The following is an 11,983-nucleotide window of genomic DNA, read 5'->3' as shown; positions in this document are numbered from 1 at the left end:
GGGTTGACTGTCGTCCATGCGAACCCGCAGTCGACCCGCCCGCCTCGCCGGCGTCCTGCTGCTGACGCCGTTGCTGACCCTCACCGCGCCGGCACCGTCCGCCGCCACTGCCGCGCCGTCGGCCGTCGCGCCGCCGGGCACCGCCGCCGAGGACGCGCCACGCGCCTCGTCCCGCCCCGACTCCGCCGTCGCGCTGGCCGGTGTGGAACCGGCCGGCGGCCTGGAGACCGCCAAGACCACCCGGCCGGTCGCGCCCGGCCTCGACCTGACCTCCTTCGACAGGTACGACGCGGCCGGCTGGCTGCGCGCCGACGCCCTCACCGCCGACCTGGCCGGCGGGCTGACAGTCGACTACGTGAACTCCGGCGAGGTCACCAAGGACGAGCCGCTGCGCGCCGCGGTGGACCGGTCCCGTGCCGTCGCGGCGGTGAACGGCGACTTCTTCGACATCAACAACTCCGGTGCCGCCCAGGGCGTCGGCGTCCGCTCCGGCGAACTGGTGCAGTCGCCAGTCGCCGGGCACCCCAACGCCGTCGGGATCAGCGCCCAGGGCATCGGCCGGGTCGTCCAGGTCGGCTTCGAGGGCACCGCGACGCTGCCCGCCGGGCCGGTGCCGCTCACCCAGTTCAACAACATGGTGCAGCGCGACGGCGTCGGAGTGTTCACGCCGCTCTGGGGCTCGTACACCCGCAAGCGGGCCGTGGAGGGCGCGGCCCGGACGGTCGAGGTGACGCTGACCGGCGGCCGGGTGGCGACCGTCGCCACCACGGCGGGCGAGGGGCCGATCCCGGCCGGCAGCACCGTGCTGCTCGGCCGCGAGGCCGGCGCCGACGCGCTCGCCGCGCTGCGTCCCGGCGACGCGGTGGACCTGACCTGGCGGCCGCGTGCCTCCGACGGCGGTGACCTGCGCGCCGCCGTGGGCGGCGGCAACGTGCTGGTCCGCGACGGCGTGGTGCAGAGCATCGCCGACGCGTCGCTGGCCCCGCGGACCGCTGTCGGCTTCTCCGCCGACGGCCGCAAGATGATCATGCTGACCGTGGACGGCCGGCAGGTGGACAGCCGGGGCGTCACCCAGACCGAGATGGGCCGCATGATGGCCGAGCTGGGCGCCGCGAACGCGCTCAACCTCGACGGCGGCGGCTCCTCCACGCTGCTCGCCCGGGAGCCGGGCGCGGCCACGGTCCAGGTGGAGAACAGTCCGTCCGACGGCAGTGAGCGGCCGGTGCCCAACGGGCTCGCCGTCTACGCGCCGAAGGGCAGCGGCCGGCTCACCGGCTACTGGCTGGAGACCGCCAGCGACCCGACCGCCGCACCCGGTGTCGCGCCGGTGCGCGGCGGCCGGCCGGACCGGGTCTTCCCCGGCCTCACCCGCCGGCTCACCGCCGCCGGATACGACGAGACGTACGGCCCGGCCGCCGGCGAGCCGCGCTGGCACGCCACCCACGGCCGGGTCGACGGCGACGGCGTGTTCCGGGCCGCCGTCCCCGGCCGCAGCACCGTCACCGCCGCCCGCGGCCGCGCCCGGGGCACGATCGAGCTGACGGTGCTCGGCCCGCTCGCGCGCATCGACGGCACCGTCGACCGGGTCGGCCTGGACCGGGCCGGCGACAGCGGCCTGTTCGGCGTCGTCGGCTACGACGCCGAGGGCAACACCGCGCCGATCGAGCCGGCCGACCTGAGGCTGGAGTACGACAGCGACCTGCTCTCCGTCACCCCCACCGCCGACGGCAACCTGTCCGTCACGGCGCTCGCCGCGACCGGCTCGGCGCTGGTCACCGCCCGGGTCGGCAACCGCACCACGGTCCTGCCGGTGACCGTCGGGCTGACCGACGTGCCGGTGGCCGGGTTCGACGACGCGGCGTCCTGGAAGTTCAGCCAGGCCCGCGCCTCCGGGTCGGTCGCACCGGCCGACGGGCACACCGGGAGCGGGCTGCGGATGTCGTACGACTTCAGCCAGTCCACCGGAACGCGGGCCGCGTACGCCGACCCGCCCGCCTGGATCGACGTACCCGGCCAGCCGCAGGCGTTCGGCATGTGGATCAAGGCGAACGGGACCGGCGAGTGGCCCAGCCTGCACCTCCACGACGCGCAGGACACCCAGTTCGTGCTGCGCGGCCCGTACCTGGACTGGACCGGCTGGAAGTACGTCGAGTTCGCCGTACCGCCGGGCGTGCAGTACCCGGTGCGGGTGCGCCGGTTCTACGTCGCCGAGACCGACCCGGCCGAGCAGTACCGCAGCGAGGTGGTGATCGACGACCTGGTGGCCCGGGTGCCGCCGGACGTGCAGGCGCCGCCGGAGCCGAACCGCACCGACCGGGTGGTGGTACGCGACGGCACGGTGGACGGGGCGCCCTGGCGCTTCGCGGTGCTCTCCGACGCCCAGTTCGTCGCCGCGAACCCGGACAGCGACCTGGTCGCCCGGGCCCGCCGTACGCTGCGCGAGGTCCGCGCCGCCCGGCCGGACTTCCTGATCATCAACGGCGACTTCGTGGACACCGCCTACCCGGCGGACTTCGCCCTGGCCAAGCGCATCCTGGACGAGGAACTGGACGGCCAGGTGCCGTACCACTACGTGCCGGGCAACCACGAGATCATGGGCGCGCCGATCGACAACTTCCGCAGCGTCTTCGGGGACACCTCGCGCGTCTTCGACCACCGGGGCACGCGGTTCCTCACGCTCAGCACCGCCACCGGCTCGCTGCGCGGAGGCGGGTTCGACCAGGTGGAGCTGCTGCGCCGGACGCTCGACCAGGCCGCCGCCGACCGCTCGGTCGGTTCGGTGGCGGTGCTCTTCCACCACCCGCCGCGCGACCCGAGCCCGGCCAAGGCGAGCCAGCTCGGCGACCGCAAGGAGGCGGCGCTGGTCGAGCAGTGGCTGGCCGACTTCCAGCACCGCACCGGCAAGGGCGCGCTGATGGTCAACGGTCACGTCGGCACGTTCCACGCCGACCGGGTGGACGGCGTGCCGTACGTGATCAACGGCAACTCGGGCAAGGACCCGTCCACCCCGGCGGCGCTCGGCGGGTTCACCGGCTGGACCGAGTTCGGGGTGGACCCGGTGACGCCGGGGGAGGCCGAGCGGGCCCGCCGTGACCCGCTGGCCGAGGGACCGCGGTGGGTGAGCGCGGAGATGCACGCGCACGTCGACCGGCTCGCGCTGACCGCACCCGCGCAGGTGCCCCGGCGTACGCCGGCCGACGTCACGGCCTCGCTCACCCAGCCGAGCGGCCGGCAGGTGCCGGTGGGCGCGCCGGTCAGCGCCGACTGGTCCGGTTCGCCGAACCTGCACATCGGCGGCGCCGCGGGCGTACGTCCCTGGCACGCCGCCCGATTCGACCCGCTGACCGGAAAACTGACCGCCCTGCGCCCCGGCGCCCAGGTCCAGCTGACTGTGACGGTGAACGGAGTGAAGGCCGAGGCCCAGGTGACCACCACCCCGTAACCCCCGGTCCTGCCCCCGCCCCCCGCCCCGCCCCGGCCTTCGCCCACCTGGCTCTCGCCTCGGTGATCATGAAGTTGACCTGGACAAAAGCGACAGGAAATGCCGCTAACTTCATGATCGCCGGGGCAGATCGGGCCCGGGTCGGCCCGGCGCCCCGGGCAGGTGGGGGAGTGGGTGGGGTGGGGGTGGGAATGCTGACGGGTGGGCCGGCGTTGGGGGTGGCGGACCTCCTGTGCCGGGTGGAAGATGCCCGTGGCAGACTGGTCAATCGGCCACCGGTTCCGGTTCACGCCCGAGCCCGTCGTGACGACGGGGCGCACCGACGGCGACCCGGCGACCACCGACGAAAGGACCGAGGCGACATGAAGCCCAACATCCACCCGGAGTACGTGACCACCGAGGTCCGCTGCTCCTGCGGCAACACGTTCACGACCCGCAGCACCGCCAAGGGCGGCGCCATCAGCGTCGAGACCTGCAGCGCCTGCCACCCGTTCTACACCGGTAAGCAGCGCGTGCTGGACACCGCCGGCCGGGTCGCGAAGTTCCAGCAGAAGTACGCCAAGGTTCAGGCCAAGAAGGCCAAGTAGCTCCGTCGACGACGCCCGTGTCCGGCTCCTGCCGGGCACGGGCGTTCGTCCGTTTGCGCCGGTTTCATCTCCCCCAAGGAGCATCCGCAGCATGAGCAGTGAGCGCCTGGCCGCCCTCCTCGACGAGTACGCCGAGCTGGAGCGGCGGCTGGCCGACCCGGCCATCCACGCCGACCAGGGCGCCGCCCGGCGGGTCGGCCGTCGGTACGCCGAACTGGTCCCGCTGCACAAGGCGGCCGGTGAGCTGGAGCAGGCCCGCGCCGACCTGGCCGCCGCCCGGGAACTGGCCGCCGAGGACGCGACGTTCGCCGTCGAGGCGGACACCATCGCCGCCTCCCTGCCGGCCCTTGAGGAACGGCTCGCGGAACTGCTCATCCCGCGCGACCCGCACGACGCCAAGGACGTGATCGTCGAGATCAAGGCCGGCGAGGGTGGCGAGGAGTCCGCGCTGTTCGCCGGTGACCTGCTGCGGATGTACACCCGGTACGCCGAGCGGCACGGCTGGGTCACCGAGGTGATCGACGCGCAGGACTCCGACCTCGGCGGCGTCAAGGACGTCTCCCTGGCGATCAAGAGCAAGGGCGTCCCGGAGGGCGGCAACGGCGTCTGGTCCCGGCTCAAGTGGGAGGGCGGCGTGCACCGGGTGCAGCGCGTCCCGGTCACCGAGTCGCAGGGGCGGATCCACACCAGCGCCGCCGGCGTGCTGGTGCTGCCCGAGGCGGAGGACGTGGACGTCACCATCGACCCGAACGAGCTGCGCATCGACGTGTTCCGCTCGTCCGGCCCCGGTGGGCAGTCGGTGAACACCACCGACTCGGCGGTACGGATCACCCACGTGCCGACCGGCATCGTGGTCTCCTGCCAGAACGAGAAGTCGCAGTTGCAGAACCGGGAGCAGGCCATGCGCATCCTGCGCGCCCGGCTGCTGGCCGCCGCCCAGGAGCAGGCGGACGCGGCGGCGTCGGACGCCCGCAAGGCGCAGGTCCGGACCGTGGACCGGTCCGAGCGGATCCGCACCTACAACTTCCCGCAGAACCGGATCACCGACCACCGCATCGGCTACACCGCGTACAACCTGGACCTGGCGCTGGCCGGCGAACTGGACGGGGTGCTCGACGCGCTGGCCGAGGCGGACCGCGCGGCCCGGCTGGCCGGCGAGACCGAGCTGTCCCGCCGCTGACCGCCGGGGGTGTTAAGCGGGGGCCCCTCCTCTACCGGAGGCGTTAACAAGGGCCCCCTCCTTACCGCTCAGCTCGCCCGCAACCGCGCCTTGGCGCGCAGCATCTCCCGGTCGGCCAGCTCGAACGCGGCGCCCAGCGCCTCCCGGACGCTCACAGTGGTGCTGCCGTCGACCTCGGCGAAGCCGATCGTCACCCCGACCGGCGTGCCCGGGACCAGGGACTCCCAGTCCTCGGTGCGGACGGCCGCCTCGATCCGGCGGGCCACCTCGACCGCCTCCGGCATGCCGGTGTCGGGCAGCACCACGACGAACTCGTCGCCGCCGTAGCGCGCCACGAAGTCGCCCCGCCGCATCACCCGGTTGATCACCCCGGCGACCCGTTGCAGCACCAGGTCCCCGGAGTGGTGGCCGTGCCGGGTGTTCACCGCCTTGAACCCGTCGAGGTCGCAGACGCCGATCACCACCCGCTCGCCCCGGGACACCACGGCGCCCAGGTAGCGCTCCAGCCGGCGCCGGTTGGGCAGGCCGGTGAGCGGGTCGGTGAGCGCCTCGCCCTCGTACCGGGCCGCCTCGCGGCGCATCTCCTCGTGGTCGATCCGGGCGGCGATGCCGTCGATGTAGACGTCCCGCAGCCGGTCGCTGCGCCGCGCCGCCAGCCGGAACGCGTGCCGGTCGGCCCGGTGCGCGCCCGCATGGTCACCGGCCCGGGCCAGCGCCACGCTGCGCAGCCGGGGTGCCTCGGCCGCGCCGAGCGTCTCGTCGGATACCCGCAGCGAGTCCAGGCGGGTGACCGCCTCGATCGGGCGGCCGGCGGCCACCGCGAGGCAGACCTGACCGAGCTGGCGCAGGTCGCGGGCGCGGGCACTGTCACCGCCGTGGCCGAGCAGCCGGTTCGGGTCGGCGTCCCCGGCGGACTCCACCCGGTCGCCGAGCGCGGCCCGCCGGGCGGCGGCGTAGCCGTACGCGGCCAGGCTGCTCGGGCGCAGGTTGCCGGCACCCCCGCCGCGCAGGAACCGGGCGAGGTCACCGGCGACGTCGCGCAGCACCCGCAGGCAGCCGTCGCTGTCGCCGTTGTGGTCGAGCGCGACCGCGTTGCGCAGCCGGATCCCGGGGGCGGCGAACGTCTCCTCGGGGATGCCGACGCTGAGCCCGACCTCCCGGGCCCGCTCGATCGCGCCGAGCGCGTGGCCGTGGAAGCTCAGGTACGAGTACGCCATCGCCAGGTCGTGCCAGCCCCAGGCGGTGTCCCGGTCGGGCGTGTCGTCGGCGCTGAGCGCGCGGGCGGCCCGGACCAGGTGCATCACGCATCGGTCCAGCGCGCCCTGGTGGTGTGCGGCGAGCGCGGCCAGCGCGTTGAGGTGCCCGTGCAGGTAGGGCTCGGTCAGGTCGCGTACGGCGGCGGAGGCGTCCTCGACGGCCCGGGTGAACTCGGCGGTCCGGCCGAGATTGATCAGCGCGGACAGGCGTTGCACGAGCGCGTCGGCGCGGGCGTACGGGTCGTCGGTGGTGCGGATGACGCGGTCGAGCAGGGCACACGCCTCCGCGGACCGGCTGGCCTCCTGGAGTGACCGAGCGCGTCGGAGAGCGTCAACCTGGTCCTCGACCTGGTCGAGCCAGCCCACTCGCGACCTCCCTGCGGTGTGCGCCCGGACGCACCCGCTCGTGAGGTGGGCCGCGACGCCTCATGATTATTGCGTGACCGCACTCCCGCAACACCCGTCCGAAGGGACAGAACGCGAACGCCCCTCGCTGGTGATCATCCGGGTGGCGCGCGCGCTCGCCGCGGCGGGCGTCGAGGCACCCCGCGCCGAGGCCGAGCAGCTCGCCGCGTACGTCCTGGACGTGCCGCGTGGCCGGCTGGCGCTGGCCGACGGCTTCACCCCGGCGCAACGTGACCGGTTGGACGCGCTCGTCGGGCGGCGGGTGACCCGCGAGCCGTTGCAGCACCTGCTCGGCTCGGCCGGTTTCCGGCACCTGGAGCTGGCCGTCGGGCCGGGCGTCTTCGTGCCCCGGCCGGAGACCGAGCTGCTGGCCGGGTGGGGGATCGAGCGTGCCCGGGAGCACGCCGCGCCGCTCGTGGTCGACCTGTGCAGCGGTTCCGGCGCGATCGCCCTCGCTGTCGCGCAGGAGGTGCCCGCGGCCCGGGTGGTGGCGGTGGAGCGGTCCCCGGCCGCGCTGGCGTGGCTGCGGCGCAACGTGGCCGGGCGCGCCGCCGCCGGGGACCGGCCGGTCGAGGTGGTGGCCGCCGACGTGACCGATCCGGACCTGCTGGCCGACCTGGCCGGACGGGTCGACGTGCTGCTGTGCAACCCGCCGTACGTGCCGAGGTCGGTAGTGGTGCCGCCGGAGGTGGCCGGGCACGACCCGGACGAGGCGGTGTTCGGCGGCGCGGACGGGCTGGACGTGATCCGTCCGGTGGTCGGCCGGGCCGCCGCGTTGCTGCGTCCGGGCGGGGCGATCGGCATCGAGCACGACGACACGCACGCGGCGGCGGTGCCCGCGCTGCTGCGCGGCGACGGCCGCTACGACCGGGTGGAGGAGCACCGGGACCTGGCCGGGCGGCCCCGCTGGGCGAGCGCGTCCCGGCGGGCGGACGGCACCCACGCCGACCCCGCCCGGGCGTGGCAGACTGACTCCTCGTGATGCTCTACGACTGTCGGTCGCCCGCCGACCGGGACCGCGGCATCGCCGCTGCCATCGAGGCGGTCAAGAACGGGGAACTCGTCGTCCTGCCGACCGACACGGTCTACGGCATCGGGGCGGACGCCTTCACCCCGTACGCGGTGAAGGCCCTGGCGGACACGAAGGGTGGCGCCCGGCAGGCGCCCCCGGTGCTCATCGGTTCCCGGCACACGCTCGACGGCCTGGTCTTCTCGCTGCCCGGCGCGGCCCGCGACCTGGTCGAGGCGTTCTGGCCCGGCGCGCTGACCATCGTGGTGGAGCACTCGCCGAGCCTGGCCTGGGACCTGGGCGACTCCAGCGGCACGGTGGCGGTGCGGATGCCGCTGCACCCGGTCGCGCTGGAGGTGCTGCGGGAGACCGGGCCGATGGCCGTCGCGTCGGCCAACAAGATCGGCCAGCCCGCCGCGCTCACCGCCGAGGAGGCTCGTGACCAGCTCGGCTACGGCGTCCGGGCGTACCTGGAGGCCGGGCCGGCGGTGGACCCGGTGCCGAGCACCATCGTCGACCTGACCGGCGACGTGCCGCGGGTGCTGCGCGAGGGCGCGGTGACGCTGGCGAAGCTGCGCGAGGTCGTGCCGGACATCCTCGACGAGCGGGGGGTCTGAGTGCCGCCCTTCACCGTCCTTCACGTCTGCATGGGCAACATCTGCCGGTCGCCGATGGCCGAGCGGCTGCTGCTGCTCGCGGTCCGGGAGCGGCTGGCCCGCCTCGACGTCGATCCGGCCGGGTCGGACGCGCTCGTGCACAGCCACAGCGCCGGCACCGGCGGCTGGCACGCGGGGGAGGAGATGAACCCGCCCGCCGCCCGGCAGGTGATCTCGCGCGGCGGTGACACCGACGGGTTCGCCGCCCGGCGGCTGCGCTCCGACCTGATCGACGCCGCCGACCTGGTGCTCACCGCCACCGCCGACCAGCAGGAGTACGTGGTGGCGCTGCGGCCGGACGCCGCCGCGCGCACGTTCGTGCTCGGGGAGTTCGGCCGCCTGCTCGGCGCGCTGGACCGGTCCGCCCTGCCGCCGGCCGAGCCGACGCCGGACGCCGTGTACGCGCGCGGCGTCGCCCTCGTCGCGGCCGTCGACGCGGCCCGGCAGAACGCCTCCGCGCTGCCCACCGACGACCTGGACGACCCGTGGGGGCGGGGCGACCAGTGCTTCAGCCGGGTCGCCGACGAGATCGAGGAGACGGTGCAGCCGCTGGCTGCCGTGCTGCTCCCCTGATCGCGGTTCATCCTTCCTCGCGAACTTCCTGCGCATTTCGCGGAAGACGGCGGCGAAAGCGGCCATTCCGGTCATTCTGAACGGGTCCGTACGGCCGGCTCCTGCGGGGAGAGCTGATGAACCGGGCCTATCTCGACAAGCTGTTCACCGTTGTGCTCGCCGGCGTGCTCGCCGGACTGGCCCTGGCCGCAGCCGCGCTGCCGGCCGCGCTGGTCTTCGGGCTGGGCGTGAAGAACCTGATGCCGTACACAGTGCTGCCGGAGGCGCTCAAGACGCCGCAGCCGGCGCAGCGGTCCAACCTGTACGCCAACGACGGGCGGACGCTCATCACCTCGTTCTACGTCGAGGACCGGGTGGACGTGCCGGTCGGCGAGGTGGCGCCGGTGATGCGCGACGCCATCGTGGCCGCCGAGGACGTGCGCTTCTACGAGCACCACGGCGTCGACGTGCGCGGCGTGGCGCGGGCGTTCACGGCCAACCGCCGCGAGGGCACCCGCCAGGGCGCCTCCACGCTGACCATGCAGTACGTGCGCAACGCGCTCGCCGGTGACCCCCGGCTGACCGAGGAGCAGCGCGCCGCCGCCACCGAGATCACCGTCGGGCGCAAGATCCGCGAGATGCGGTACGCGCTGACGCTGGAACGGCAGATCGGCAAGGACGAGATCCTCGGGCGCTACCTGAACATCGCGTACTTCGGCGCCGGGGCGTACGGCATCGCCGCCGCCAGCAAGCGCTACTTCTCCACCACCCCGGAGCGGCTCACGCTGGCCCAGGCCGCGCTGCTCGCCGGGCTGGTCCGGTCCCCGGCCGACGACCCGATCAACGGCGACGCCGACGCGGCCCGGCAGCGGCGGGCGTACGTGCTGGACCGGATGGTGGAGACCGGCCGGGTCAGCGCGGCCGACGCCGAGACGGCGAAGGCAACGGAGCTGGCCCTCAAGCCCAACACCACACCGAACGACTGCGCCGCGGTGCCCGCCGACCACAACGACTGGGGCTTCTTCTGCGACTGGTTCACCCAGTGGTGGAACGCCCAGCCGGCGTTCGGCGAGAACGTCGACGAGCGGCAGCGGACGCTGCGCCGCGGCGGCTGGAAGATCGTGTCCTCGCTCGACCCGGACGTGCAGGCCAAGGCGAGCGAGCAGGTGCGGGAGATCTACCCGGAGACGATCGCGCGGGCGGCGCCGACCGCCGTGGTGCAGCCGGGCACCGGCCGGGTGCTGGCCATGGCGGTGAACCGCACCTACGGCACGACCGCCAACCCGGACGGGCAGCAGAACTACCCGAACACGGTCAACCAGCTGGTGGCCGGTGGTGGCGGCATCACCGGCTATCAGGCGGGCTCCACGTTCAAGCTGTTCGCCCTGCTGGCCGCGCTGGAGTCCGGGCTGCCGCTGGACACCGAGTTCGACGCGCCGCGCGTCTACGTGACGCAGTACCCGGTCGGCGCCGGCCCGGCGAGCTGCGGCGGCCGGTGGTGCCCGGCGAACGCCAACACCTACTGGATGGACGGCGACCGGGACATGTGGGACGCGTTCGGCCGGTCGGTGAACACGTACTTCGCGTGGCTGACCGAGCGCGTCGGCGCGGACCGGGTGGTCGAGATGGCCCAGCGGCTGGGCATCGTCTTCCGCGCCCCGGCGGACGCCCGGATGGCCCGCGAGGGCGCCAAGAGCTGGGGACCGTTCACGCTCGGGGTCTCCGCCACCACGCCGCTGGACCTGGCCGGCGCGTACGCCGCGGTGGCCGCCGAGGGCACCTGGTGCCGGCCCACGCCGGTCACCTCGATCACCGATCCGGGCGGCCGGACGGTGCCGGCCGGGAACACCGACTGCCGGCAGGTGCTCGACACCGAGGTGGCCCGCGCGGCGGCCGACGCCAGTCGCTGCCCGGTCGGCGACCAGTCGATGTACCGGCGCTGCGACGGCGGCACCGCCGAGGAACTGGCCCCTGGTCTGCGCCGGCCGGTGGCGGGCAAGACCGGCAGCTCGGAGCGGAACGCCACCGAGACGGTCGTCGCGTTCACCCCGCAGCTGTCGGTGGCGACGATCGCCGCGAACCCGGACGACCCCCGGGACGCGGTCGGCGGCGGCGTGCAGAAGCGGCAGATCGCCGCCGTGGGCCGCATCCTCGCGTGGTCGCTGCGCGACGAGCCGGTACGCGACTTCGTCCCGCCCGGCCAGGCGGTGGCCTTCCAGCACACCAGCCCGCGCACCGGCAACTGAGAGACTTCCGTCAGCTCGTCGACCTGCCGTACCGCGCGACAGTGGTCCGGACGGCTTCGTCCACCACCGCTGTCGTGCGGTCGGGGGTGACCGTCCAGTCCGGCAGGACCAGGCGCGGCCAGAACAGGTAATTGGAGATCATCCCGAGGAACTGCGTAGCGGCCATCTCCGGGTCGTCGACGTCCGCGGCTCCCGCCTCGTGCTCGGCCACGAGGTAGGTCCGGACGGACTCGAAGTACGGCAGTTTGCCCTGGGAGAAGTGCGCTCGGGCCAGTTCGGGAAAGCGTGGCAGTTCGGCGATCACGATGCGGAACAGATCGGTCATCTCCGGCCGGCTCAACAGCGTCGCGTAGTGCCGCCCGAGAACCGTGAGACCGGCCGTCAGGTCACCGGCGGGCGGCACGTCGGCGACGTCGTTGCGGGCCCAGGAGTCGATGACGATGGCATCGAACAGTGCCGCCTTCGTCGGGAACTGCTTGAACAGCGTCGCCTTCGACACGCCGGCGCTCTCGGCGATACGCGCCAGTGACGCCCGGTCGTAGCCCGACTCCAGGAAGAGCTCGGTGGCGGCCTGCAGGATCAGCGCGCGCTTCTCCTCCGCCACGCGCTGGTGATAGGCCGACGGCGCTGGGGTCATGCGCCCATCATAG

At 74.1% G+C, this 11,983-nt stretch carries 9 protein-coding genes; 7 read left to right on the top strand and 2 right to left on the bottom strand.

Annotated features, from left to right (window positions below):
- Positions 1-16: 16 nt before the first annotated feature.
- From FB454_RS04695 to prfA, 3 genes are all read left to right on the top strand, one after another.
- Positions 17-3,442 (top strand): phosphodiester glycosidase family protein, encoded by a 3,426-nt coding sequence (locus FB454_RS04695; protein ID WP_145752890.1) that lies wholly within the window; start codon positions 17-19, stop codon positions 3,440-3,442.
- 362 nt (positions 3,443-3,804) lie between these two features.
- Entirely contained in the window at positions 3,805-4,029 is a 225-nt protein-coding gene (rpmE, locus tag FB454_RS04690) for a 50S ribosomal protein L31 (protein ID WP_013288272.1), read from the top strand.
- 91 nt (positions 4,030-4,120) lie between these two features.
- Entirely contained in the window at positions 4,121-5,209 is a 1,089-nt protein-coding gene (prfA, locus tag FB454_RS04685) for a peptide chain release factor 1 (protein ID WP_030271787.1), read from the top strand.
- A 68-nt stretch (positions 5,210-5,277) separates the two neighbouring features.
- On the opposite strand, the gene FB454_RS04680 is transcribed toward prfA, so the two are convergent.
- Positions 5,278-6,831: a GGDEF domain-containing protein gene (locus FB454_RS04680; RefSeq protein WP_013288270.1), complete on the bottom strand. Its 1,554-nt coding sequence runs from the start codon at positions 6,829-6,831 to the stop codon at positions 5,278-5,280.
- A 130-nt stretch (positions 6,832-6,961) separates the two neighbouring features.
- On the opposite strand from FB454_RS04680, the gene prmC reads away from it, so the two are divergent.
- The 4 genes from prmC to FB454_RS04660 all read left to right on the top strand — a co-directional run bounded on the left by prmC (position 6,962) and on the right by FB454_RS04660 (position 11,333).
- Complete coding sequence (gene prmC, locus FB454_RS04675) at positions 6,962-7,852, top strand: peptide chain release factor N(5)-glutamine methyltransferase (protein ID WP_145822633.1); 891 nt, start codon at positions 6,962-6,964, stop codon at positions 7,850-7,852.
- Positions 7,852-8,496 carry an L-threonylcarbamoyladenylate synthase gene (locus tag FB454_RS04670; protein ID WP_013288268.1) on the top strand — a complete coding sequence of 215 codons (645 nt, stop codon included), beginning with the start codon at positions 7,852-7,854 and terminating at the stop codon, positions 8,494-8,496. Before prmC ends, FB454_RS04670 begins: the two co-directional genes overlap by 1 nt.
- Entirely contained in the window at positions 8,497-9,108 is a 612-nt protein-coding gene (locus FB454_RS04665) for an arsenate reductase/protein-tyrosine-phosphatase family protein (protein WP_013475356.1), read from the top strand. It abuts the gene before it with no gap.
- 116 nt (positions 9,109-9,224) lie between these two features.
- Positions 9,225-11,333 (top strand): transglycosylase domain-containing protein, encoded by a 2,109-nt coding sequence (locus tag FB454_RS04660; protein ID WP_013288266.1) that lies wholly within the window; start codon positions 9,225-9,227, stop codon positions 11,331-11,333.
- Positions 11,334-11,343: 10 nt separating this feature from the next.
- On the opposite strand, the gene FB454_RS04655 is transcribed toward FB454_RS04660, so the two are convergent.
- Entirely contained in the window at positions 11,344-11,970 is a 627-nt protein-coding gene (locus tag FB454_RS04655) for a TetR/AcrR family transcriptional regulator (RefSeq protein ID WP_013288265.1), read from the bottom strand.
- Between the last annotated feature and the right edge of the window lie 13 nt (positions 11,971-11,983).

The organism is Micromonospora sp. CNZ297, assembly GCF_007827625.1.
Note: the sequence above shows the minus strand (reverse complement) of the source record. Positions and strands in the feature narration are given on the sequence as shown.

Excerpts from the sequence above, each read along its gene's own strand:
- FB454_RS04695 (WP_145752890.1), top strand. The coding sequence starts at position 17 with ATGCGAACCCGCAGTCGACCCGCCCGCCTCGCCGGCGTCCTGCTGCTG.
- FB454_RS04670 (WP_013288268.1), top strand. The coding sequence starts at position 7,852 with ATGCTCTACGACTGTCGGTCGCCCGCCGACCGGGACCGCGGCATCGCC.
- prfA (WP_030271787.1), top strand. The coding sequence starts at position 4,121 with ATGAGCAGTGAGCGCCTGGCCGCCCTCCTCGACGAGTACGCCGAGCTG.
- rpmE (WP_013288272.1), top strand. The coding sequence starts at position 3,805 with ATGAAGCCCAACATCCACCCGGAGTACGTGACCACCGAGGTCCGCTGC.
- FB454_RS04655 (WP_013288265.1), bottom strand. The coding sequence starts at position 11,970 with ATGACCCCAGCGCCGTCGGCCTATCACCAGCGCGTGGCGGAGGAGAAG.
- FB454_RS04660 (WP_013288266.1), top strand. The coding sequence starts at position 9,225 with ATGAACCGGGCCTATCTCGACAAGCTGTTCACCGTTGTGCTCGCCGGC.